The organism is Aquimarina amphilecti (assembly GCF_900109375.1).
GTDB classification, from domain to species: domain Bacteria; phylum Bacteroidota; class Bacteroidia; order Flavobacteriales; family Flavobacteriaceae; genus Aquimarina; species Aquimarina amphilecti.
On sequence record NZ_FOAB01000011.1, the window covers coordinates 42,048 to 66,946 of the forward strand.

Below are 24,899 nucleotides of genomic sequence, written 5' to 3' on the forward strand. Positions count from 1 at the left end.
ACTTAATTAATTTTTATAATTACGAATTATAAAAGCTTTATATATTTTGTGTTGTTATATATAATATATAAAGCTTTTCTTTTTTTTAAGTTTAATATGGAATGAGATATAGAGTAATGTATTTATAAAAAAAATATTATAAAGGGATTTATATTAGGATCAACAGTTAAAATAAATAAATCTTAAAATTTTAATGTATATAGAAGCTTTTTTGAATAAAAAACGACCTTTTTAACGTTTTTTTAATAATATAACAATATAAATACTCATTTCCTTAAACTACATTTAAACCTTAATCAAAAAAATAAAACATGAAAACTCGAATATCTAGGACGCTTTTAGTAGCAATATCCTTTTTATTTGTTTCCGTTATTTCTTGTAAAAAAGAAACAGCAGAAACTAAATCAGAAAACGAGGAAGTTGGTAAATTATCTATCGATTTCGAAAAGTACGAATTAGAAAATGGCCTTCAGGTTGTTTTACATCAAGACAAATCAGATCCCATTGTTTCGGTTGCTATACAATATGGTGTAGGATCAAATCGAGAAAAAACAGGAAGAACAGGTTTTGCTCATTTATTCGAGCATATGCTATTCCAAGAATCAGAGAATGTACCTCAGGATCAGTTCTTCAAGAAGATCCAAGATGTTGGAGGAACTCTTAACGGAGGTACTTGGCAAGATGGAACTATATATTATGAAGTAGTTCCGAAGAATGCTATGGAAACAGTTATGTGGTTAGAATCTGATAGAATGGGATTCTTAATTAATACAGTTACTGAAAGTGCTTTTAATAATCAACAAGAAGTAGTTCAAAATGAAAAGAGACAGCGAGTTGATAATAATCCTTATGGTCATACGAGTTGGGTTATTGATAAAAACATTTTTCCAGAAGGACATCCTTACAATTGGCAGGTGATAGGAGAGTTGGTTGATCTTCAGAATGCTACAGTAGAAGATGTAAAAGAATTTTATGATAAATATTATGGACCGAACAACGCTACTTTAGTACTTGCAGGTGATTTTGAAACTGCAGATGCTAAAGCTATGATCGAAAAATATTTTGGAGAAATTAAAAAGAGACAACCTGTAGGGAAATTAAAAGTCCAGAATGTAACCTTATCAGAAACTAAAAGGTTTATGCACGAGGATAATTTTGCTACTACCGCACAGCTAAATATGGTTTGGCCTACGGTAGAGCAATACACCGAAGATGCATATGCTCTTGATTTTTTAGGGGAGTTATTAGCAGAAGGAAAAAAAGCTCCATTGTATAAGGTGTTAGTAAAGGAAAAAGAACTTACTTCTGATACGAATGCTTGGAACCGTTCTATGGAAATTGCTGGGAAATTTAGAGTAAATGTTACAGCAAATGATGGAAAAAGCTTAGCAGATATTGAAGCTGGAGTTTTTGAAGCATTTAAGAAGTTTGAAGAAGAAGGAATTACAGATACTGATATCGAAAGAATAAAAGCAGGTTTAGAGACTCAGTTTTATAACGGAATAAGTAGTGTATTAGGAAAGTCTTTTCAATTGGCACAATATAATGTATTTGCTGGTGATCCTGGATTTATTACTCAGGATATAGAAAATATTAAAGCGGTTACCAAAGAGGATGTATTAAGAGTATATAACAAATATATTAAAGGTAAACCTTACGTTATTACTAGTTTCGTTCCTAAAGGTAAAGCTGATTTAGCAGCAAATGATTCCGAAAAAGCAGCTGTAGTAGAAGAAGAAATTAAGGAGAACGTAGAAAAAGCAGTAGCAGAAACTAATGAGGAAATAGAAAAGACACCTTCGGTTTTTGATAGATCTGTAGCTCCTAAAGAAGGAGAGTCTCCTAAGCTTAATATTCCATCATCTTGGAATACTACCTTAGCTAACGGAATGAAAGTATATGGTATGGAACAAAATGAACTTCCATTAGTGAATTTTAGTTTAGTAATTTCTGGAGGTCATTTATTAGATTCATTCGATAAAGTAGGAGTTGCAAACCTAATGACGGATATCATGATGGAAGGAACAGCTACTAAAACCCCAGAGCAGTTGGAAGAAGAAATAGAGCTATTAGGAGCATCAATTAATATGTATACTACAAGAGAATCTATAGTTATTAGTGGAAATACACTAGCACGTAACTTGGATAAAACAATAAACCTTGTAGAAGAAATTCTGTTACAACCTAGATGGGATGAAGAAGAATTTGCAAGAATTAAAACAAAAACGATTAATGGAATAAAAAGATCTGCAGCCAACCCTAATGTAGTTGCAAGAAATGTATATAATAAAGTACTTTATGGAGATAAGCATATGTTTGCTTATCCAACCAGCGGAACTGTGGAGTCTGTAGAGACTATAACTATTGACGACCTAAAGCAATTTTATACAAATAATTTTTCTCCTTCTGTAAGTAAATTTCAGATAGTGGGTGATCTAAATCAAGAAAAGGCGATTGCTGCTCTAAAAAACTTAGAGAGTAAATGGGCAAGTAAAGAAGTTACTATTCCTGAGTATGAAATCGTAAATAATAGAGATAAGGCATCTTTGTATTTTGTTGACATTCCTAATGCAAAACAATCTGTCATCAATATTGGATACTTATCAATGGCACGTACAGATGGGGATTATTTTCCTGCTACCGTAATGAATTATAAGTTAGGAGGATCTTTCTCGGGTAATGTAAACCTTATTCTTAGAGAAGAAAAAGGATATACTTATGGTGCTAGATCAGGGTTTAGTGGAAGTAAAATTCCAGGTACGTTTACAGCTTCTTCTAGTGTTCGTACTAATACTACTTTTGAATCTGTAAAAATATTTAAAGATGAGATCGAAAAATATAAGAGTGGTATTTCTGAAGAAGATTTAACGTTTACTAAGAATGCTTTGATAAAATCAAATGCACGTAAATTTGAAACTCAGTTTGCATTATTAGGTATATTACAAGAAATGGGTCGATATGATCTTGCTCCTGATTATATAGCTAAAGAAGAGGCAATTATTGAAGGAATGACTCTTGAGCAACACAAAGCACTAGCTAACAAATATCTCGATGAATCTAAAATGGCTTATTTAGTTATTGGAGATGCCGCTACTCAGTTTGAACAATTTAAGAATGCTGGTTTTGACGAAGTAGTAATGTTGGATAAAGATGCTAAAGAAGTAAAGTTATCCGATGTAAAGATGTAATTTTATATCAATTCACTAAATATAAGATAAAGGAGAACGATTAAGTTCTCCTTTATTTTTTTATTGACTATTATGTTTGATTTTTATTTTTTGTATTAGTCCGCAAACGTATTTTTTAAACTCCATATTTCTTATTCCATAACCATCCAATCCAATTAGTTCAACATTCTTCGAATCTCTTGATATCAATTGTATATAAAACAAAGAATATCCATCTCGTTTAAACCAAATTTCATTTTCTTTTCTTAAAATCTGATAAGAACTACACTCTTCAGAAAAAGGTGATTCTTTAATCAAGGAATAATTTTCATAATTAATGCACTCATAGTGTTGTTCAATTTTGGCCCAATATGATTGATAATATATTACTATTATAGTAACAATTATGATTAGTAAAATAATTGCTAACATGATTTGTGAGTTTTTGGAAGTAATATTAATAATTCCCGATAGATTGGTTAACAGAAAAGAAGTTTATATCCTGTAATGTGTTATTTAGAATTACTTCTTTCTGTTCTTTATCATTTTCGAATGTTACCATTTTTTCTAATCGTCCTGATTCATTATAAACTTTCCATGTGCCTTGTCTTTTGCCTTTAGTAAAAAAGCCATCAATTTTTACCTTCCCATTAGAGTAAAAAGCTTTCCAATTCCCATCTTCATTACCATTATTATAATTTTCGACAAATATTAGTCTTCCTTTTTTATCATAAATTTTCCATTCTCCATGAATTTTATCGTTATTAAATTCCCCTTCCTTTTTTAGTTTGCCGTTTGTGTGAAAGAATTTCCATGCTCCATTTAGTTTGTTGTTACGAGTTTCTCTAATTTCTTTAATGGAACCATTATTATAATAATAAGAGTTTTGATTAGTTATTGATTTTACTATGTTTTTAGATGTTGTGCCATTAGCGGTAGTTGTATCAACTAAAGTGGTTGACTGTTGTGCATGAGCTTTAGAAAGAAACAGTAAGCTCAAAGAAAATATTGTTTTAAGAAGTGTGCTTTTCATAATAATAGTGCTTTTCGTTTTCGACAATACAAAGATTCGGATTTAAACTACCTTTTGTTACACCTCTTTTAGTGAAATTGTGCTCACTGTTTTCAGGGAATAGACATGTTTTATAATATTATAGGTAGTACAGAATATCAGCTCAAATAAGATTAAAAAAAAACAGTAATTTATTTGGGACATTTATCCCTTTACTTAACAGTTATTTTCCTTAATAGATCTGGTGTTTTAGCTGTGTTAACTTATTAATCGGTACCTTAATTTTATAAAATCTTAGATTAACATATTATTACCATGTAATTATTAAGTAGTGTTTGATAGGATAAAAGGAATTCATAGAATAGTGTCAATGGATATGAATTGACTTTATGTTATTAAACAAGATAGGGTTATGAAAAAGACTGCGTATCAGAAAGAATTAGTAATAAAAGCTACTCAAAAAAGAGGAGGAATAAATAACAATAAAAAGGATGTGATGAAAATTCAATCTTGGCTGACATTATTTTCTATTCCTAATCCAGGGAGTGGCACAGCTACGGAAATTGATGGTGATTTCGGCCCAGCAACAGAAAGAGCAATAAAGAATTTTCAGGAGTTTAAGAACATCACGAAAACAGGTGTTGTTGTTCAAGAGTTATTTGATATGCTATCTGCTAGTTTAAAAGAAGCTTTTGAAAAACCTTTGGTAAGTAACAGTCTGAGAGATTTGATAGTAGAGGCAGCAGAAAATCATTTACGTCAGCATCCTTTTGAGCTTAATATACAAGGGCAATCCAATAGTGGCCCTTGGGTGCGGAGTTATATGGATGGTCATGATGGCTCCCCTTGGTTTTGGTGTATGGGATTTGTACAAGCCATTCTTGATCAGGCCGCTAGCGCTATTGGTAAAAATTTTAAAACATTAATGCCGCTTACCTATAGTTGTGATACGGTAGGTAATACAGGTTTAGAAAAAAATGTACTTTCTAGATATCAAAAAATAAGAAGAGATCCCTCAATTATACAAAAAGGAGATGTATTTCTAATACAAAAATCACGTTTAGATTGGACTCATACAGGTATAATAACTGCTATAGAAGGTGATGTTATAGAAACTATAGAAGGAAATACTAATCATCAGGGTTCTAGAAATGGAATAGCAGTTATGAAGAGAACTAGAAGCTTTAGAAGATCTAAAATAGATGTATTCTCTATAGGGTCATTAATATAATTCTTATAACAACACATACTTAATGAAAAAGACATTGGCTCAAAACACAATACATTTTGATAGTAAACTATCATTTCTAAAGGAGGTTATAGAGTATCGCTTAAAAGATAACTATACCAATGAAATACCTGTGTTTCTGAAATTTGATAAAATTATGTCTGATGATTCTTTGTTTTCAAAATTTGTTAGAGAAAAGGAATTATCTCTAGAAGAAGTGATTACTTTATTGTTGGCTATTGTTCCTCATATTTCTCCTGATTTTTTTACAAAAATTATATCCGATTTTTTGCCTAATGGAGGGGGATTACCTGATTTTGGTGGTGTGAAAGGTAAAAACCATAGGGGGATTATACCTACAGGAGAAACTGTACAATTTATAGTGGCAGGTAGTGATATCCAAAAAAGAATGCAGCTCACTGAGATGTTCTATGAAGAGCATCTTTTTTTTAAGGAAGGAGTTCTGTATTTGGGTACAGTTCCAATGGGAGAACCCAAAATGAGTGGACGCTTGATGCTGGCTGAAGAATATATAGAATTATTCACTACAGGAAACATTTTAAAGCCTTCATTAAGTAAGGATTTTCTAGCGGAGAGGATAGATACTCAATTGGATTGGGATGATTTGGTAGTACAAAATAAAACTTTACAACAGATAAAAGAGATCGAAGTTTGGTTAGATTACAACGATATTGTATTGAATGATTGGAATATGAAATCTAGAATCAAACCTGGTTATCGAATTCTTTTTTCTGGTCCTCCAGGAACTGGAAAAACGTTAACGGCTACTTTATTAGGTAAATTCACAGGAAAAGATGTGTATCGCATTGATTTATCTATGATTGTATCCAAATATATTGGAGAAACTGAAAAGAACTTATCTAAATTGTTTGATAAGGCTAAAAACAAATCTTGGATTTTGTTTTTTGATGAAGCAGATGCTATTTTCGGAAAACGAACCGATGTAAGAGATGCTCATGATAAGTATGCGAATCAAGAGGTGTCTTATTTACTACAGCGAATAGAAGCGCATTCGGGCTTGGTTATTTTGGCTACAAATTTTAGAAATAATATAGATACCGCATTCACTCGTAGATTTCAATCTATTATAGAATTCGAAAACCCATCATATAAAGAAAGGTTATCACTTTGGAAGAAAAACTTACCGAATAAAATTGCATTGGATAAAAGTGTTTCTTTAGAAGAAATCTCAAAAAAATATCCGCTTACAGGCGCAAATATTATAAATGTAGTACAATATATATGTCTTAAAACGATAGCTTCTAAGCATAAGTCAATTCTTCTCGAAACTGTATTAGAAGGAATAAAAAAAGAATACCTAAAAGAAGGTAAAATGGTCAAGATATAAGAGTTTATAAACTATTCTTCTATGTTATTAACAATCATATAGATTAACACTCGGAAATCAATATTTTTAAAAGGGAATCATCCTTAGGGATGAAGAAAAGTTTAAAATATATTGACACATGAATCGATTAGCTATTTTGTTTTCCTTGATGATTATTGGGGCTTGCAATACTTCAGAAACTAACTCTAATAAAGTAATAGAAGCACCTTTAGTTCAAGAGGGTATTTCTAAAATTGTTATAGAAAAACCTCTAAAATTAACTAAAGATCAAGCATCTAATCTAGCCGAATTGCCCTTAGCGTGCATTCATACAGAGTACCCAAATAAATTGGGACAAACCATAGGGAGCAAAGAAGATTTAGGAGAACCCAAAGTTTTGCATCCAGCCTTTTATGGATGTTTTGATTGGCATTCTGCAGTTCATGGACATTGGTCCTTAGTCAAGCTATTAAAATCTTTTCCAGAAATGGAAAAGGCTGCTGAGATAAAAGCTAAGCTGATTGAAAGTATTTCTAAAGAACATATAGAAGCTGAAGTGTTATATTTTAAAGGGAAGCACAATACATCATATGAACGAACATATGGATGGGCATGGTTGCTAAAGCTTGCCGAAGAAATCCATACTTGGGAAGATCCTATAGCAAAAGATTTGGAACAAAACTTACAGCCATTAACAGATGTTATAGTACAACGATATATAGAATTTTTGCCAAAATTGAAGTATCCAATAAGAGTGGGAGAGCATACTAATACAGCATTCGGATTATCTTTTGCTTTAGATTATGCGAATACGTTTGACAATGATAAGCTTAAGAATATTATCATTACTAGGGCAAAGGGATTTTATGGTAAAGATGCTGATTGCCCTATAGGTTGGGAACCTAGTGGATATGATTTCTTATCACCTTGTTTCGAAGAGGTAGATTTAATGAGAAAAGTATTAGATAAAACATCCTTCGATTTATGGATCAGTGATTTCATGCCACAACTTAAAAAGCAAGATTTTAAGATTAAAGTAGGGGAGGTTTCGGACCGTAGCGACGGAAAATTGGTACACTTAGATGGACTTAATTTTAGTAGGGCGTGGGTGTTATACGGATTAGCGAATCAATATCCAGAATATGAACATCTTATCAATATTGCGAATCAACATGTGAAATATTCATTGCCAAATCTTGTGGGTGATAGTTATGAAGGAGGTCATTGGCTAGGATCTTTTGCAATTTATGCACTCGATGATCAATCTAAATAGTGTAATCTCTCGAACTTCTTACATAACTAATAACTAAAAACATAAACATGTGAAAAAATGGTTTTCTAATATCGGTCCAGGAACATTAGTAACTGCTGCTTTTATAGGTCCAGGAACTGTTACCGTCTGTACGTTGGCAGGTGTACAATTTGGGTATTCTCTATTATGGGCTTTGGTATTGTCTATAATTGCCTGTATGGTGTTGCAAGAGATGTCGGCGCGTTTAGGAATTATTACCCAAAAGGGTCTAAGTGAAGTTGTAAAATCGCAATTCGATAATAAAATAGTAAGGTGGATACTAATAGGAGTGATTCTTTCTGCCATTTTTATAGGTAATGCTGCGTATGAAGCTGGTAATATAAGTGGAGGAGTATTGGGGTTGTCCACTATTTTAGGGTCTCCAACAGTTCAAATAGGTACTATTTCTATTAATTATATGAGTATTACTATTGGTATAATAGCTTTTGTATTACTGTACATTGGTAATTATAAAGTTTTGGAACGTAGTTTAGTAGTACTTGTGTTATTTATGAGTATTGCATTTATCATTACCGCAATTGTTACAAAACCAGACCTTTCACTTTTGTTTAAAGGCTTTGTACCTGACTTATCCGCTGACAAAATACTCACTATTGTAGGGTTAATAGGAACAACAGTTGTACCCTATAACTTGTTTCTTCACGCATCAATAGTAAGTGAGAAATGGAAAACTAAAGAAGATCTCCCGGCAGCTAGAAAAGATACTATTGTTGCGATAGTTTTAGGTGGATTGGTTTCTATGGCAATTATAATTGCAGGTGCAGCTATTCAACAAACAGAAGTTAATAATGCTGCTGATTTAGCAAAAGGACTTGAACCAGTTTTTGGGTCTATGGCAAAATATGTATTATCATTAGGGTTGTTTGCGGCCGGAATTACTTCTGCGATTACTGCTCCTTTGGCTGCTGCTTATGTTGTAAAAGGATGCATGGGATGGCAAGATGGGCTAAAAAGTAATTCCTTTAGAGCTGTCTGGATGTTTATACTTTTTTTAGGTGTTTTATTTTCTTCATTAGGAATAAAATCGATAGTGATTATTCGATTTGCACAAATAGCAAATGGGCTTCTTTTGCCGATTATAGCAATCTTCCTTTTATGGGTTATGAATCAAAAAAATATTTTGGGGAATTTTACTAATTCTTTAAAGCAAAACATTCTTGGCTTTTTGATAGTATTTATTACTTGCTTTTTAGGATTTAGAGGTGTTTGGAAAGTTATTATAAATTAGTAAGAAAAATCTTTATAAAAAGTAGGAATTTTGAAAAAAATAATATTGAATTCTGATGTTGGAGAAGAGGCAGGTTTTGATGAAGAAATAATGCCATATATATCATGGTGTAATATTGCGTGTGGAGTTCATGCGGGAAATGATAAGGTGATCCAGGAAACAATCGATTTGGCATTACGACATGAAGTAAAAATTGGTGCTCATCCATCGTATCCTGATCGTGAAAATTTTGGAAGAATTGTTATGGATATTTCTTATAGTGATCTTGTAGAAACTTTAACGACGCAAATTCAAAAAGTAAAATCCTTTGTAGAAGAAAGAGGTGGTCGATTACATCATGTAAAGCCTCATGGCGCATTATATAATGAAGCAGTGAAAAATGAAGAGGTAGCAAATGCAATTATTCAATCTGTTAAAAATATCGATAAAAGTTTAGGTGTAATAACGACTAAAGAGTCTATGATTTCGTATCTTTGTAAAGATAATATTGAGGTAAGGTATGAGGTTTTTGCAGATCGAAATTATAATGATGATTTAACTTTGGTTTCACGTTTTTTGAATAATGCAGTGTTGTTTAATTCGGAGGAGATTTTGAATCATGTTTTAAAGATGGTTTCCGAAGGAAAAGTAAAAACAATAAAAGGAGTGGAGGTGCCAATTTTTTTTAACACAATTTGTGTGCACGGAGATAATCCAAAATCTGTTGAAATTTTGGAGCACTTATATAAGGAGTTTGTGAAGCGAAATTTTGTATTGAAATGAAGAGATCTGAGGTTGAATTTCAATATAAACGTTATAGTGAGCAAGCAATTTTGATTCAAACTTTATCAAAAGTTGATGAAAATTTGCTAGAAACGCTGCTTTTTTATAAAAAATCCATTGAAAAATATTATGATAAACTAATAGTTGAAGTGATTTTATCATATAACTCGTTATTAATTTATTATGTATCCACTATAGAAGATGTCTATGGTGAGATTTTAACACTTAAATCGTTGTTTTCTGATGATGGTGAAATTCAGGTAATGAAAAAGCGTTTGTGGAAAGTGCCTGTTTGTTATTCGAATTCACTCGCTCCTGAACTCTCTTTGTTTGCGGCAAAAAAATCAATGAATATTGAAGAGATAATTTCATTGCACACTGCTCCAGTATATACTACACATTTTATTGGTTTTCTGCCAGGGTTTTTATATTTGGACGGATTGAATGAAAAATTGATTACTCCTAGAAAATCTACTCCTAGTCCGAAGTTGAAAAAAGGCTCTGTTGCTATAGGTGGAAATCAAACTGGAATTTATCCGTGTGATAGTCCAGGTGGATGGCATGTGATAGGTTGTACACCTTTAGGTTTTTTTGATGTTAATATAGAAAAACCTTGTTTTGTGTCACCTGGTGATAAAATTAAATTTGTATCGATAAAAGAAAATGAATATAACGATATTAGATTATCAATTTCAAAGTTGGATTATACACCAAAATTTGATTTAATATGATGAGTAAAATGACATTATTGTCTTCAGGAATGTATACTACAATTCAGGATGGTGGGCGATTTGGTTACTCGAAATATGGTGTTCCAAAAAGTGGAGCAATGGATCTTCAGTCTTATTTTTTGGCGAATGCCATATTGGATAATGACAAAAAATGTGCAGTACTTGAGTGGGCAATGATTCCACCTATTTTAGAATTTGAAGACGATACGGTGGTTTCAGTTACAGGAGCAATTTGTGTCCCGTTTTTGAATGAAATAAAGCAAAAAATGAATAGTCAAATACAAATTCGGAAAGGCGATGTTTTACGGTTAAAAAATGTGACAAATGGAGTGTATGGTTTTGTAGGAATAAAATTTGGTTTTCAATCCGAAATGCTTTTAAGAAGTAGATCTCAATATAATGAGATTACATCTTTATCATCACTTCGTAAAAATGATCAAGTTTCTTTTAAAATAGTTGTCGATTTTTCGACATCTAATGCTTCGCTTTTTACACCTCCTTTTTGGGGTAAAAAGGATCGAATTAATGTTTTCGAGGGCCCTGAATTTGATATGCTAACTGATCATCAAAAGCATCAGTTGTTAAATGCGAAATTTTCAATATCCAATACTAGAGATCGGATGGCGATTTTGTTAGATGGTTTGTTAGAAAATACATTATCTTCAATGTTATCATCACCTGTTTTACCAGGTACGGTTCAGTTAACTCCGTCGGGTCGGTTGATTGTTTTGATGAGAGACTGTCAAACTACTGGAGGATATCCCAGAATTTTACAATTAACAAAAGAATCTATTAATGTTATCGCGCAGAAGCGAAGTGGTGAGTCCATAAAGTTTGATGTATTATGATTTTTTTTATTTAAGTGGTTACTATGCGGATTTTAGTAGTGTTTTTTTTGTTTTTAAATAAGTTGCTTTTGTGGTGTAATTAACTGATTAGTATGTAGGTGTTAATTACATTAGGGGTAAAATCACCTTATGTAGTAGGGGTAAAAGCCCCTTTTATTACTTTTTTTGTTTTTCCTTGTTAAGTGTTATTTATTTGAAAATCAAAACTTTAAGTGTACGGGTTTACCGTAGAATCATTCAGTTAAAGGGTGGCGTTGTTTGTGTAAAACTTAGATTTTTAAATATATTAGCAACAATAACCCAATAAATGATAATATTATGGCAAAAAAAGTACAAAAACCCCAAAAGTGTATTACCGAAAATGAAGCTAGGGAGCTTCATGATAATTGGTGTAAAAAAAGAAGTAAAAGATTACAGAAAAAATTAGGATTCGAGGATAAGCGAGAATTCCATTGGTCTGTCGCTGAATTGGAAGAATATTTGGCATATGTAAAGCAGGAATCTGAAAAGCAAGGAATTAAGGATCCAGGAATCAGAGTGTATTTAGGTGCGTATTCGGAATCTAAATGTAAAATGAAGAAAGGGTATTCTACATTGTTTTTTGCTCCTACTGGATCTAGACCAGGAGCTTTTGGAAAAGATGGAGAAGATCCTGAGAATAATTATGGAATAGAACCTTTTAATCATAGTTCAGGAGGGCATCCACCTAATTCATATTAATGGGAACATTTAGTTTAATTTTTGTTCATCTGTTAGAGCTTATTGCCGCGATATTTGGAACATTCTATATTTTTAAATACCGAGAAGATAAATCTACTCGGTATTTTACATATTTCTTGTGGTTAACAGTTTTTGTTGAGACTGTAGGGCTTATCCCAAATATTATACAATCAGTGGAAAGCTTTGGGCATTTGAAAGAAACTTTCTGGAATCAGAATTTCTGGTTGTACAATACGTATTTAATTCTCAGCTTTTTATTCTATCTTAATTATGTAAAAATGAATTTGAAATCCTCTAAGTTAAAAAAAGTTCTTATGATCTTTTTTTTAATTTATGGTTTATCGACTATAGTGAATCTTGTTTTTTCTAAGGTTTTATTTGAGGCATATTCAGCATATAGTTTTGTTGTTGGTTCTATATTATTGTTCTTTTCAATTGGATTGTACTATTATGAAATTTTACAAAGTAATGCAATTCTTAATTTTAGTAGATCAATTCCTTTTTACTTTTCGGTTGGAACTTTAGTTTTTCACCTATGTGTTACTCCGTTATTTATATATAGTCGATATTATAGTAATAGAACTAGTCCTGAGTTTGTAGAGGTTTACGCCTTGATTCTTACAATAGCCAACATTTTTATGTATACTTGTTATATTATTGGATTTTTGATATGCTCGAAAAAGAACAAATCTTACTCATAACATACTTTACTGTTATCATTTTATTTTTTGTGGTATTCGGTATAATGTTCTTTGTTGCTTTTCAGCGAAGAAAGAATAAACTACTTCTTGAGAAATTCAAAGCAGAACAACGTTTCGAAGAAGAGCTACAAAATTCTAAATTAGAAATCCAGGAACAGACTCTTAAAAATGTAAGTTGGGAGTTACACGATAATATTGGCCAGTTACTATCTACAGCAGTCATGCAGATTAATATTTTAAGCACGAATCTGGAACCAAAAATCAAAGAGTCCGTGCATGATATTAGAGGTTTGGTAGGAGATAGCCTGCAAGAAATAAGAAACCTATCAAAAACCTTAAATCATGAGGTTATCCAGAATATAGGGTTAGAAAAATCCATCCAAGTAGAATTAGACAGATTTAAAAAACTAAATTTTTTAACTCCCGAGTTAATTGTAGATGGAGAAGAAGTGCTTATCAACCCTAAAGATGAAATTATTATATATCGTATTGTTCAGGAGTTTTTCTCTAATACTATTAAGCATGCAGAAGCATCACACCTTCTAGTAAAATTAAATTATACTCCTCAGGATTTGACTATTGTTATAAAAGATGACGGTGTAGGATATGATATGGAATCAGTGCAAGCCAACTCTGGATTATTAAATATGAAAAGTAGAGCAGCATTGGTCAATGCAAGTTTAGATTGTTTTTCAGAGCCCGGTAAAGGAGTATTGCTTACCTTGCGGTATCCATTTAAAGAAGAGGACAAAGTTTAATAAAACTTAAACGGAAATGAAGAAAAAAACGGTAGTTATTGTAGATGATCATCTCCTATTTGCACAATCTCTAGAAAGCCTTATTTCTAACTTAGAAGGATATGAAGTACTTGCTATTCTTAAAAACGGAAAAGAGCTAACACAATATTATCTGCATAAAAGAAAAAAGCCAGAATTAATTTTATTAGATGTTAAGATGCCAGTTATGGATGGGATTCAAACCATGCAATGGTTAAAAGAAAATCAGCCAGAACAAAAAGTGTTAGCATTGACAATGGAGGATGATGAAGAGACAATTATAAAAATGTTGAGGGCAGGTGCAAGAGGGTATCTATTAAAGGATATTCATCCAGAGAACTTTGAATTTGCGATGAAAATGGTAATTGAGCAAGGATTCTATTATTCTAGTAAGATAGAAACTGCGCTAAAGTATTCTGAAAAAGCGGATGCAGATGTTAGTCAGAGTCTTACGGATAAATTAACAGATAGGGAATGGACTTTTTTAAAATATGCTTGTTCAGAACTTACGTATAAAAGTATAGCAGGTGAAATGAACCTTAGTCCCAAAACAATAGAGAATTATAGGGAATCGGTTTTTAAAAAGCTGCAGGTAAAAACTAGAGTAGGTCTTGTCATATATTGTATGAAGAACAATTTATTCAAGTTAGATTAAAAATTTACTTTTGAATACTATTTGTTTTTAGAAAAAATATTTTGTTATATTTACCGCACAAATGAAATCAAACAATATCAATATTATCAATATCATTAGAAACGTCGTGATTATTTCACCACGTTGAAAGGGATATTTATAGTATAAAAAATATATTAAAATCCCTTTACGAAAGTAAAGGGATTTTTTATTGTTGTTTAATAATAGAACAATGGAAATAGTAAAAAATATTAGTATTAATGTCATTAGTATCGTTGTGATTATTTCACTGCGGTGAAGGGGATGTTGATGCAATTTAAATACTAAACTCCCTTCTATATTAGAAGGGAGTTTTTTTATGCCTAAAAAATAATGTGTAACAAAAATTAACAAATAGTGATTGTAAATAAAAAGAGTGTAAGTGTTTGTAAATCAATAAATAAAGTTTGTTTGGTGGTGGTTGGATGTTGTAAGCTTATTGAATATAATTCAACAGTTTAGTCATTACGAAATAATTTTATACTATGGTTTATTTGATTAAGTATGAATTTGATAGAAAACCAGTTAAAATTTTAGATAATTATTAAAAAATTCACATTCAAAAGGGATGAGTATTAATAAATATAGTAAACAAGTAACACAAGATGATACGCAACCAGCCGCACAGGCCATGTTGCACGCAATTGGTTTAACAGATGAAGATTTTAACAAACCTCTTGTGGGTATTGCTAGTACAGGTTACGAAGGTAATCCTTGTAATATGCATCTTAATGATTTAGCAAAATTAGTAAAACAAGGAACCAAAGAAGAAGATGTAGTGGGCCTTATATTTAATACAATCGGTGTTAGTGATGGTATTTCTATGGGAACTCCTGGAATGCGTTTTTCTCTACCATCAAGAGATGTGATTGCTGATTCTATGGAAACCGTGGTTCAGGCAATGTCTTATGATGGTATGGTAACTGTGGTAGGTTGTGATAAAAATATGCCAGGTGCCTTGATGGCAATGATTCGATTAAATCGACCATCAGTGTTAGTGTACGGAGGTACTATTGCTTCTGGATGTCACGAAGGAAAGAAACTAGATATTGTTTCAGCGTTTGAAGCTTGGGGAGAAAAGGTAGCGGGAACTATGGAGAATAGCGAATATAAAAGCGTTATTAAAAAAGCGGTTCCAGGTGCTGGAGCTTGTGGAGGAATGTATACTGCGAATACAATGGCTTCTGCCATTGAAGCTCTAGGAATGTCACTACCTTATAATTCTTCTAACCCAGCAATAAGTAAAAACAAAGAACAAGAAAGTATAGCAGCAGGACGTGCTATGCGAACGCTGTTAGAGAAAGATATTAAGCCATTAGATATTGTAACCAAAAAATCCTTAGAAAATGCGATTCGTTTAGTTACAGTACTCGGTGGTTCTACGAATGCGGTATTACATTTTCTAGCAATTGCTAGAGCTGCGGATGTAGAGTTTACGTTAGCAGATTTTCAAAGAATAAGTGATGAAACACCATTTTTAGCTGATCTTAAGCCAAGTGGAAAATATTTGATGGAGGATGTACATGAGGTAGGCGGGGTTCCCGCAGTACTCAAATATCTTTTAAAGAAAGGATTGTTGCATGGAGATTGTTTAACGGTAACAGGAAAAACACTCACAGAAAATCTTTTAGATGTTCCAGATCTTACAGAAGGACAGGATGTAATAAAGCCATTAGAGAACCCAATCAAACCAACTGGTCATTTAAGAATTATGTTTGGTAATCTGGCAGAAGATGGTTGTGTTGCTAAAATTACAGGAAAAGAAGGACTTCGTTTTCAAGGAAAAGCAAAAGTTTTTGATAGTGAATATGATGCCAATGATGGAATAAGAGATGGATTGGTTAATAAAGGTAATGTAGTCGTCATAAGGTACGAAGGTCCTAAAGGAGGTCCCGGAATGCCAGAGATGTTAAAACCGACTGCGGCAATCATGGGAGCGGGCCTTGGTAAAGAGGTAGCATTAATTACAGACGGAAGATTCTCAGGTGGTACTCATGGGTTTGTGGTTGGTCATATCACTCCAGAAGCACAAGAAGGTGGATTGATTGCATTAGTAAAAGATGGAGATGTTATTACCATTGATGCAGAAACAAATTCTATTACTGTCGCTATTGAAGAAGAAGAAATTAAGAGAAGAAAAGCTTCTTGGATTCAGCCACCATTGAAATTCAAAAAAGGAGTTTTATATAAATATGCAAATACAGTTTCATCTGCATCACAAGGATGTGTTACAGATGAGTTCTAAAAGAACATTTCAGCATAACTGAAATATAAAAACATATAGCGTAATGGAGACACAAACGCAAATAATAGAAAAAGAAATAGAAGAAACCACTGGTCCTATGACAGGTGCAGAAGCAGTAATACATTGTTTACTTGCGGAAGGTGTGGACTTAATTTATGGATATCCTGGAGGAGCAATAATGCCAGTTTATGATGAGCTTTATAAGTTTCAGGATAAACTACATCATGTACTTACTAGGCATGAACAAGGAGCTACACATGCTGCTCAAGGATATGCAAGAACAAGTGGTAAAGTAGGTGTAGCTATTGCAACGTCTGGTCCTGGAGCTACTAATTTTGTGACAGGTATTGCGGACGCGCAAATAGATTCTACGCCCATGGTTTGTATTACGGGACAGGTTGGTTCTCATTTATTAGGGTCTGATGCTTTTCAGGAAACGGATATTATAGGGATTTCAACTCCAATTACTAAATGGAATCATCAGGTTACTAAAGCTGAAGATATTCCTTCTGTGTTAGCCAAAGCATTTTATATTGCTCGTTCAGGTCGTCCAGGTCCTGTTTTGATTGATATAACAAAAGACGCTCAGTTTGGTGAACTTGATTTTAAATACGAAAAATGTAAAGGAGTTCGAAGTTATAAGCCAGTTCCTGAAACAGATCCTAAAACATTAAAGCACGCGGCGGATTTGATCAACAATGCAAAAAAGCCAATGATCGTTTTTGGTCAAGGAGTTATTCTTGGAGAGGCCGAAGAAGAACTAAAAAGTTTTGTAAACAAATCAGGTGTTCCTGCTGCTTGGACAATATTGGGATTATCAGCATTGCCTACAGCTCATGAGTTAAATGTTGGTATGGTAGGAATGCACGGTAATTATGGGCCTAATAAGCTTACTAATGAATGTGACTTACTAATAGCAATTGGAATGCGTTTTGATGATCGGGTTACGGGTAATTTGGAAACCTACGCTAAACAAGCTAAGATTATTCATTTTGAAATTGATCCAGCAGAAGTAAATAAAAATGTAGAGGTTAATGTTGCTGTAATGGGTAATGTGAAGAATACACTGGCAGATATTCTTCCTTTAGTGAATGCTAATACTCATAAAGCTTGGTTACAGGAATTTAAGGATTTTGATACTGTAGAATATGATAAGGTGATCAAAGAAGAACTATACCCATCAAAAGATGGACTTTCTATGGGAGAAGTGCTTAGAGGTATTAATGAAGAAACAAAAGGAGATGCCGTAATCGTATCAGACGTGGGACAGCATCAAATGATAGCTTGTAGATATGCTGAGTTTGTAAAAACAAAGAGTAATGTGACTTCTGGAGGATTAGGAACTATGGGGTTTGCATTGCCAGCTGCAATTGGAGCTAAAATGGGGGCACCAGAACGAGAAGTTGTAGCAATAATTGGAGACGGTGGATATCAAATGACCATACAGGAATTGGGAACTATTTTCCAAACAAGAGTTCCTGTGAAAATTGTAGTGTTAAATAATGACTTTTTAGGAATGGTACGTCAATGGCAGCAATTATTTTTTGATAAAAGATATGCTTCTACTGAAATGGTAAATCCCGATTTTGTAACTATTGCTAAGGGGTATCATATTGATGCAAAAAGAGTTTCTAAAAGAGAAGAACTAGGTTCTGCAATAGAGGAAATGATTGCCTCTAATGAGCCTTACTTTTTAGAAGTATGTGTAGAAAAAGAAAATAATGTATTCCCGATGATACCAACAGGAGCATCGGTTTCAGATATAAGATTGAGTTAGTTATGGAGAGAGAATGTTATACCATATCAGTATATACTGAGAATAATATAGGATTGCTTAATAGAATATCAGCAATTTTCCTAAAACGTCATATCAACTTAGATAGTATGACAGCTTCAGTTTCAGAAATCAAAGATGTATTTCGATTTACCATTGTAGTAAAAATAACAGAAGAACGTGTTAAAAAATTGGTGGGTCAGATAGAAAAGCAAATCGAAGTAATTAAAGCTTTTTATCATAAAGATGATGAAACTATTTATCAGGAAACAGCATTGTTTAAAGTAGCTTCAAAATTATTGTTTGAAGAACGCCAAATACAAAATGTTATTAAAGAAAGTAATGCAAATATTGTCACTGTAACTCCAGAGTTTTTTGTGTTAGAAAAAACTGGAAGACGCAAAGAAGTAGAGGAACTGTATGATAAGTTAGAGCCTTATGGGTTGATGCAATTTGTGCGTTCTGGTAGGATTGCCGTGACAAAAGAAAAGATGCATATTTCTAAAATAATCGAAAGTTTCGGAATAGAAGTAGCATAATACTTAAAAAACAAACAACTAAAAATCAAAATTAAATAGATTTCCGTGTAAGCGGAAGTAACCACAAATTAAGAAGGAAATGGCAAATTATTTTAATACGCTATCATTAAGAGATCAATTAACACAATTAGGGAAATGTAGATTTATGAATTCCTCTGAATTTACAGATGGAGTTGATGAACTAAAAGGAAAAAAAATAGTAATTGTGGGTTGCGGAGCACAAGGACTTAATCAAGGATTGAATATGAGAGATTCGGGATTAGATATTTCATATACTTTGCGCGAGGCTGCCATTAAAGAAGAAAGACAATCATATAAGAACGCAACAGGTAATGGTTTTGCTGTAGGAACATATGAAGAATTAGTTCCAAATGCAGATGTAGTGATTAATCTTACACCAGATAAGCAACATACACAGGTTGTGAATACTGTCATGCCTTTGATGAAGAAAGGAGCTACTTTATCTTATTCTCATGGATTTAATATCGTAGAAGAAGGAATGCAAGTAAGAGAAGATCTGACAGTGATTATGGTTGCACCAAAATGCCCTGGCTCTGAAGTTAGAGAAGAATATAAAAGAGGGTTTGGAGTGCCTACGCTTATTGCTGTACATCCAGAAAATGATCCTCAAGGGCATGGATTGGCTCAAGCAAAAGCATATGCTGTGGGAACAGGTGGCGATAGAGCTGGTGTCTTAGAATCTTCATTTGTAGCAGAAGTAAAATCTGATTTGATGGGAGAGCAAACTATCTTATGTGGATTGTTGCAAACAGGTTCAATTCTTTGTTTTGATAAGATGGTTGCGAAAGGAATTGATGCAGGATATGCGTCAAAACTAATCCAATACGGATGGGAAACTATTACTGAAGGACTGAAGTATGGAGGAATTACGAATATGATGGATAGATTATCTAATCCTTCTAAGATTAAGGCATTCGAACTTTCTGAAGAATTAAAGGATATTATGCGTCCATTATTTCAGAAACACATGGATGATATTATTGGAGGACATTTCTCTAAGACAATGATGGAAGATTGGGGGAATGATGATAAGAACTTATTGTCCTGGAGAGCAGCAACTGGAGAAACAGCATTTGAAAAAACACCTGCTGGCGATGTTGAAATTTCAGAACAAGAGTTTTATGATAATGGCGTATTAATGGTAGCAATGGTACGAGCAGGAGTGGAACTAGCTTTTGAGGCAATGACTTCTTCTGGTATTATAGAAGAATCGGCATATTACGAATCTTTACATGAAACACCACTTATTGCGAATACCATAGCTCGTAAGAAATTGTTTGAAATGAATAGAGTAATTTCTGATACTGCTGAGTATGGTTGTTATTTGTTTGATCATGCTTGTAAACCGTTGTTAGGAGACTTCATGAAAAATGTGGATACAGATGTAATCGGAAAAGCATTTGATCAAGGTAAGAACAATGGAGTAGATAACGCAAAGTTAATTGAAGTAAACGCAGCTTTAAGAAATCATCCGATAGAAGTGGTAGGAGCAAGATTAAGAGCTTCTATGACAGCAATGAAACGAGTAATTTAACAATAGTAAATTATCCTAAATGATTGTTTACGAGTTCAATCTGTCAACTAAAACAATAGAAATAATAGATTAAACCAATTGTATAATAATTTATTTGTCTAGCTGGGTCTGTCGAAGTTTTTTGAGATGTGTATTGTGTAATCTTTGATGGACTCAGACTGGCAGATATAATTAATTAACTTATTATATGAATACTGAAGTAACCACATATTTTCCTCAACTAGAGGATATACAGAAAGCATCCTCTATTATTAAAGAGGTTTCTATGGTTACTCCTTTGATGAATAGTATTCGATATTCTCGTAAATATGATACTAATATTTTATTAAAAAGGGAAGATTTACAGCGTGTTAGGTCTTATAAAATAAGAGGAGCTTTTAATAAAATTAGTTCACTTACTAAAGCGCAATTAGCAAAAGGAGTTGTGTGTGCAAGTGCTGGAAATCATGCGCAAGGAGTGGCTTTTGCTTGTCATCATTTAGGTATTCAAGGAACTATTTATATGCCTTCCGTTACGCCAAAACAGAAAATCGAACAAACTGAAATGTTTGGAGGTAAGCATGTGCGAATTGTACTAGAAGGAGATACATTTGATGACGCTTCAAGAGCGGCGAAGGAGGCTTGTGTCACGGAAGGAAAAACATTTGTGCATCCTTTTGATGACCCTAAAACTATAGAAGGTCAAGGAACTATTGGTTTAGAAATTTTTAAGCAAGTCGATCATCCTATTGACTATATTTTTGTTGCTGTTGGAGGAGGAGGTTTGGCATCGGGTTTATGTGGAGCAATGAAAGCATTGTCTCCTAAAACTAAAATTATTGGAGTAGAACCTGAAGGCGCACCATCAATGTTAACTTCAATACAACAAAATAAGAATACAGAAATCTTTAACATAGATAAGTTTATCGATGGAGCAGCGGTACAAAAAGTAGGTGATATAAATTTTGAAATCTGCAAATCGTATTTGTCTGATATGATAACCGTTCCTGAGGGATTAGTGTGTCAGACTATTTTGGATCTTTATAATAGAGATGCAATTGTAGTAGAGCCTGCTGGAGCTTTAACGTTAGCGGCCTTAGAATCTTATAAGGATAAGATAGCAGATAAAAATGTAGTATGTATTATTGGCGGAAGTAATAATGATATTACACGTACAGCTGAGATTAAAGAAAGAGCATTATTGTATGCTGATTTGAAACACTATTTTATTGTTCGTTTTCCTCAAAGAGCAGGTGCCTTAAAACAATTCGTAGGAGAGGTTTTAGGACCAAATGATGATATCACTCACTTCGAATATTCCAAAAAATCAAGTAGAGAAAATGCCCCAGCTGTTGTAGGTATAGAACTTAAAGATAAAAAAGACTTAAATCCTTTGATTACCAGAATGAAGAAATTTAATTTTTTCGGAGATTATCTAAATGATAAGCCAGATTTATTTCAATTCTTAGTATAGATAAAATATCAAGTGGATCTATTACTGTTGTAATAAACCATCTGCTATCCAATCCTCTACAATATCAATAGTAGCTTGTGGCATTCTTCCTCCTTCATCGGATGGAGGCATTACATTAAAAGCATTGTTTGTGCTTATAAAACTAAACAAGTTTCTATCATTTACTGCATTTACGACTTCTTGAAAAGTTTCTAATGCCATTGGAGCCGAATTTTGCAAAGGAGTTCCATGACATTCTGTACAATTAGTATCAATAATTACTTTTACATGACCAACATAAGTAGAGGTTTGTCCTGGGATAGGATCTGGATCAATAGGTACTTCAGGTTCTGTAGTACTATCATCACTACTGCTGCAGCTAAATAATGTAAACGCAACTAATGCAACTAATAGAATTGGGGATTTCATAGATTTTATTTTTTTCTTCAATATAGCAAATATTATCAGGATCAAATAGGATTCCTGATTTTACAAGTATAACGCTGAGATATTAGATAAATTATAGATCTACCTGAACATTATATTCTTTTAGTAATTCTAGGTGATCTTCTAATTGGAATTCTGAAGCTTTAAACCGATCTTTTCTTGACTTTGCATCTTCCTTACGAATAATACTTCTAACAAAACGACGCACTGCTGTTTCATTTTCTAACACTAAACCAGGGACAGGGACACTACTTCCTTGATCATTCTTAGCAACCATAGTAAAATAACTAGAATTGCAATGTTTTACTTTGCCAGTCATAATATTTTCAGATTCTACTCTTACTCCAACAACCATAGAAGTTTTCCCTACGTTATTTACTGAGGCTTTCATGGTTACTAACTCTCCAACTTCTATTGGTTTCAAAAAGTCTACTTTGTCTACGCTAGCGGTAACACAATATGCTTCAGAATGTTTAGATCCGCAAGCAAATGCAATTTGATCCATTAATGATAGGATGTATCCACCGTGGATTTTGCCACTGAAATTGGAATGGGAGGGAAGCATTAATTCAGAAATGACTACTCTGGATTCTCTGGCGGTTTTAAATTTCTTCATTTCTATTTTTTTAAAGAATTCTTTTGAAGCTTTATTTCCTAAAATGAGGTGATTCTTCTTCTTCTACATCAATTACAAAATACTTAGAATCTCCTAACCAAGAAACTGTAGCAAAACGTTCTTTATATTTTAGTTTTACATATCTCCCTTGGTATTCTTCTAATTTTTTAATGACTTCCTTATCTTTATCTTCTACGGAAAAACTAAATATTTGAGCCCCCGAAATCCCTTGACTGATCTCGCCTTCCCAGGTTTTAAAAACAATACCTTTGTTACTAAATTTTATAAGTTCACCGCTACGTACACCTTCACTATACGTGGCAAAATATACAGAAGTATACCATAAGGTAAACAAAAGTACAATTCCTAAAATTATGAAAAACAGCGTTTTTTTCATCAAAAAATATTTACTAAAATTCTGGTGTTATAATTCTGATACTATCATCTGTTGATATATAAATAATATCATTTTCTCCAACCAACAGACCTCTAGGGTTATTAAATGTAGCTATAGTTGGAACACCATCCATAAAACCAATTTCTCCGGTACCTGCAAGTGTACTTACGATACCTTCTGGGCTAAGCTGGCGTATTTTTTTATTTCCAAAGTCTACAACAATAATATTTCCTTCAGAATCAATATCTAAATCAAGCAGACCATCAAATTGAGCAACATCGCTTTCTCCATCAACATCACCATCAACTCCTGTACCTGCAATAGTAGATACTACTCGTTCTGGAGTAACCTGTCGTATCCGATTACCATCGCCAAATATGAGATTACCATCATTATCAAACTCCATTCCTGTGACAAAACCAATTTGAGCCACATCAGCAGGGCCATCTACAAAACCTGCTTCTCCAGTTCCTACAAACGTACTAACTACATTGTCCGGTGTAATTTTTCGGATAGTAGCAGCTGAAAAATCACTTACATATAGGTTTCCAGAACTATCAATAGCAAGCCCAATAGGGGAAGAAAATTGAGCGATACTGCCAATTCCATTAACCAATCCGAATTCTCCAGTTCCTGCAATAGTTTCAACTGTTTGATTAATAAGGTCTATTTTTCTAACATTGTTGTTATTGAAATCAACCAATACAAGATTTCCGTCAGGATCTATGATCATACTTCTCGGATTCGAAAAAGTAGCTTCAGCTAATGTACCGTCAACTGATCCAGTAACTCCAGTCATTCCTGTAACTGTACTTACGATATTATTGATATCAATTTTTCTAATCTTATTATTGCCATAATCCGTTATATAAATAGCACCTTCATTATCTTCTGCAATATTCCATAGAGAAGAAAAAGATGCTTCTGCAACAGGTCCATCTACATCACCAGATACTTCACTACGTATTAGCGTGCTTACTTGTGCTGGTGTGATTATATATGTAAATTCTGGTCCTAAGGTTTCTTCTCCTTGCGTCACTACTTTGACGATTCCAGTTTGTGCGCCTCTTGGAACAATAGCCTTAATTTCTGTTTCGGTAATAGAGTTTATTACGGCCTCTACATCATTAAAAAATACAGAAATAGCATTTTCATTGGTTTCAAAAGCAATACCGGTAATCGTAACTTCAGTATCCCCTGGTCCACTTTCTGGAGATATATTTTCTATAGCAGTATTAGTGGTAAAGGTAAGATTGTCTCCATCTTTAGTGCAACCTGTAATTCCCAAGATCATTAGAAAAAGAATAGTACAAATGCTATTTTTTTTAAAAATAAGTGTGAAAGATACCATGTGTTGATTTTTTATATTACTACAAATATATATGTAA

General features: G+C 33.1%; 23 protein-coding genes. 17 read left to right on the forward strand and 6 right to left on the reverse strand.

The features are described 5' to 3' along the window. Nucleotides 1-311 precede the first annotated feature (311 nt). Entirely contained in the window at nt 312-3,188 is a 2,877-nt protein-coding gene (locus tag BMY33_RS21985) for a M16 family metallopeptidase (RefSeq protein ID WP_091412520.1), read from the forward strand. Nucleotides 3,189-3,248: 60 nt separating this feature from the next. Here BMY33_RS21985 and BMY33_RS21990 read toward each other — a convergent pair whose 3' ends face one another. Beyond that, entirely contained in the window at nt 3,249-3,599 is a 351-nt protein-coding gene (locus BMY33_RS21990) for a hypothetical protein (protein WP_091412523.1), read from the reverse strand. A 25-nt stretch (nt 3,600-3,624) separates the two neighbouring features. Next, nucleotides 3,625-4,200, reverse strand: coding sequence for a toxin-antitoxin system YwqK family antitoxin (locus tag BMY33_RS21995; protein ID WP_091412525.1), 576 nt, complete (start codon nt 4,198-4,200; stop codon nt 3,625-3,627). 391 nt (nt 4,201-4,591) lie between these two features. Between BMY33_RS21995 and BMY33_RS22000 the strand changes: the two genes are divergently transcribed. From BMY33_RS22000 to ilvA, 16 genes are all read left to right on the forward strand, one after another. Further along, a complete protein-coding gene (locus BMY33_RS22000) occupies nt 4,592-5,410 on the forward strand; it encodes a peptidoglycan-binding protein (RefSeq protein ID WP_091412527.1) in 819 nt (272 codons plus the stop codon). Between the two features lie 22 nt (nt 5,411-5,432). Then, nucleotides 5,433-6,776: an ATP-binding protein gene (locus tag BMY33_RS22005; protein ID WP_091412529.1), complete on the forward strand. Its 1,344-nt coding sequence runs from the start codon at nt 5,433-5,435 to the stop codon at nt 6,774-6,776. Nucleotides 6,777-6,894: 118 nt separating this feature from the next. Next, nucleotides 6,895-8,028 (forward strand): DUF2891 domain-containing protein, encoded by a 1,134-nt coding sequence (locus BMY33_RS22010; protein ID WP_091412531.1) that lies wholly within the window; start codon nt 6,895-6,897, stop codon nt 8,026-8,028. A 49-nt stretch (nt 8,029-8,077) separates the two neighbouring features. Then, nucleotides 8,078-9,295 carry an Nramp family divalent metal transporter gene (locus tag BMY33_RS22015; RefSeq protein ID WP_091412532.1) on the forward strand — a complete coding sequence of 406 codons (1,218 nt, stop codon included), beginning with the start codon at nt 8,078-8,080 and terminating at the stop codon, nt 9,293-9,295. 30 nt (nt 9,296-9,325) lie between these two features. Continuing rightward, entirely contained in the window at nt 9,326-10,057 is a 732-nt protein-coding gene (gene pxpA / locus BMY33_RS22020) for a 5-oxoprolinase subunit PxpA (protein ID WP_170837152.1), read from the forward strand. After that, nucleotides 10,054-10,788: a 5-oxoprolinase subunit PxpB gene (pxpB, locus tag BMY33_RS22025; protein WP_091412536.1), complete on the forward strand. Its 735-nt coding sequence runs from the start codon at nt 10,054-10,056 to the stop codon at nt 10,786-10,788. The genes pxpA and pxpB overlap by 4 nt, the downstream gene beginning before the upstream one ends. Next, nucleotides 10,785-11,636, forward strand: a complete 852-nt coding sequence (locus tag BMY33_RS22030) for a 5-oxoprolinase subunit C family protein (protein WP_091412537.1) — start codon at nt 10,785-10,787, stop codon at nt 11,634-11,636. Before pxpB ends, BMY33_RS22030 begins: the two co-directional genes overlap by 4 nt. 318 nt (nt 11,637-11,954) lie before the next feature. After that, the gene (locus BMY33_RS22035; RefSeq protein ID WP_091412539.1) at nt 11,955-12,356 is read left to right on the forward strand and encodes a hypothetical protein; all 402 of its coding nucleotides are present in this window, start codon (nt 11,955-11,957) and stop codon (nt 12,354-12,356) included. Continuing rightward, nucleotides 12,356-13,057 (forward strand): hypothetical protein, encoded by a 702-nt coding sequence (locus tag BMY33_RS22040; RefSeq protein WP_091412541.1) that lies wholly within the window; start codon nt 12,356-12,358, stop codon nt 13,055-13,057. Before BMY33_RS22035 ends, BMY33_RS22040 begins: the two co-directional genes overlap by 1 nt. Then, on the forward strand, nt 13,027-13,815 hold the full coding sequence (locus BMY33_RS22045; protein ID WP_091412617.1) for a sensor histidine kinase: 789 nt from the start codon (nt 13,027-13,029) through the stop codon (nt 13,813-13,815). Before BMY33_RS22040 ends, BMY33_RS22045 begins: the two co-directional genes overlap by 31 nt. A 16-nt stretch (nt 13,816-13,831) precedes the next feature. Continuing rightward, complete coding sequence (locus BMY33_RS22050; protein ID WP_091412542.1) at nt 13,832-14,488, forward strand: response regulator transcription factor; 657 nt, start codon at nt 13,832-13,834, stop codon at nt 14,486-14,488. Nucleotides 14,489-15,074: 586 nt separating this feature from the next. Beyond that, nucleotides 15,075-16,751: a dihydroxy-acid dehydratase gene (gene ilvD, locus BMY33_RS22055; RefSeq protein WP_091412544.1), complete on the forward strand. Its 1,677-nt coding sequence runs from the start codon at nt 15,075-15,077 to the stop codon at nt 16,749-16,751. 43 nt (nt 16,752-16,794) lie between these two features. Next, the gene (ilvB, locus tag BMY33_RS22060) at nt 16,795-18,528 is read left to right on the forward strand and encodes a biosynthetic-type acetolactate synthase large subunit (protein ID WP_091412546.1); all 1,734 of its coding nucleotides are present in this window, start codon (nt 16,795-16,797) and stop codon (nt 18,526-18,528) included. A 2-nt stretch (nt 18,529-18,530) separates the two neighbouring features. Continuing rightward, the gene (gene ilvN, locus BMY33_RS22065; protein WP_091412548.1) at nt 18,531-19,064 is read left to right on the forward strand and encodes an acetolactate synthase small subunit; all 534 of its coding nucleotides are present in this window, start codon (nt 18,531-18,533) and stop codon (nt 19,062-19,064) included. A gap of 79 nt (nt 19,065-19,143) precedes the next feature. Next, nucleotides 19,144-20,619, forward strand: a complete 1,476-nt coding sequence (gene ilvC / locus BMY33_RS22070; RefSeq protein ID WP_091412550.1) for a ketol-acid reductoisomerase — start codon at nt 19,144-19,146, stop codon at nt 20,617-20,619. Between the two features lie 187 nt (nt 20,620-20,806). Next, nucleotides 20,807-22,072 (forward strand): threonine ammonia-lyase, encoded by a 1,266-nt coding sequence (gene ilvA / locus BMY33_RS22075; RefSeq protein ID WP_091412552.1) that lies wholly within the window; start codon nt 20,807-20,809, stop codon nt 22,070-22,072. 21 nt (nt 22,073-22,093) lie between these two features. Here the strand turns inward: ilvA and BMY33_RS22080 are convergent, their stop codons facing one another. From BMY33_RS22080 to BMY33_RS22095, 4 genes are all read right to left on the reverse strand, one after another. Next, nucleotides 22,094-22,480 (reverse strand): hypothetical protein, encoded by a 387-nt coding sequence (locus tag BMY33_RS22080; RefSeq protein ID WP_091412554.1) that lies wholly within the window; start codon nt 22,478-22,480, stop codon nt 22,094-22,096. Between the two features lie 91 nt (nt 22,481-22,571). Next, entirely contained in the window at nt 22,572-23,114 is a 543-nt protein-coding gene (locus BMY33_RS22085; RefSeq protein WP_091412556.1) for an acyl-CoA thioesterase, read from the reverse strand. Nucleotides 23,115-23,145: 31 nt separating this feature from the next. Next, on the reverse strand, nt 23,146-23,511 hold the full coding sequence (locus tag BMY33_RS22090; RefSeq protein WP_091412558.1) for a 6-phosphogluconate dehydrogenase: 366 nt from the start codon (nt 23,509-23,511) through the stop codon (nt 23,146-23,148). Nucleotides 23,512-23,524: 13 nt separating this feature from the next. Beyond that, a complete protein-coding gene (locus BMY33_RS22095) occupies nt 23,525-24,805 on the reverse strand; it encodes an IPT/TIG domain-containing protein (protein WP_170837153.1) in 1,281 nt (426 codons plus the stop codon). Between the last annotated feature and the right edge of the window lie 94 nt (nt 24,806-24,899).